This window comes from Oleiphilus sp. HI0086, assembly GCF_001635225.1.
On sequence record NZ_LWFZ01000401.1, the window covers coordinates 1 to 546 of the forward strand.

General features: G+C 44.3%; 1 protein-coding gene and 1 pseudogene. Both read right to left on the reverse strand.

Features of this window, described 5'->3' with window-relative positions; genetic code table 11:
* A pseudogene (locus A3756_RS28605) lies at positions 1-110 on the reverse strand (cytochrome-c oxidase, cbb3-type subunit II); the annotation flags it as partial.
* A gap of 11 nt (positions 111-121) precedes the next feature.
* A partial coding sequence (locus tag A3756_RS05000; RefSeq protein WP_197481178.1) for a cbb3-type cytochrome c oxidase subunit I occupies positions 122-546 on the reverse strand: 425 nt, incomplete at its 5' end.

The following is a 546-nucleotide window of genomic DNA, read 5'->3' on the forward strand; positions in this document are numbered from 1 at the left end:
TCTTTGTGGAAGAACAGTGGAACTGCTTCTACCAAGAAACCAAAACTGATAGCTACGACAATCAGAGGGATCATCAAGCCAAGGTTTTTTTCTATTATCTCATGATTCATTGACTCTTCTCCTAAGCTGCTTCAGTCACGGTATCAAGTGCTTTCGCATCTTTCTGCTTAATGGTTAGCCAAACGTTCACGGCCATGATAAGCATACCTGACAAGAAGATAGCACCACCAATTGCACGAACAAGATAACCAGAATGACTTGCTTCTAAAGACTCTACAAAGCTGTAGGTAAGGGTACCGTCATTGTTTACTGCACGCCACATTAGGCCCTGCATAATACCGTTTACCCACATTGCGGCGATGTATAGAACCGTGCCGGCAGTCGCTAACCAGAAGTGTAGGTTGATCATAGACGTGCTATACATTTCTTTAATGCCATAAAGCTTTGGAATCAAGTGATAAACCGCACCGATAGAAATCATCGCTACCCAACCGAGTGCACCAGAGTGAACGTGCCCAATAGTCCAGTCAGTGTTGTGAGATAGCG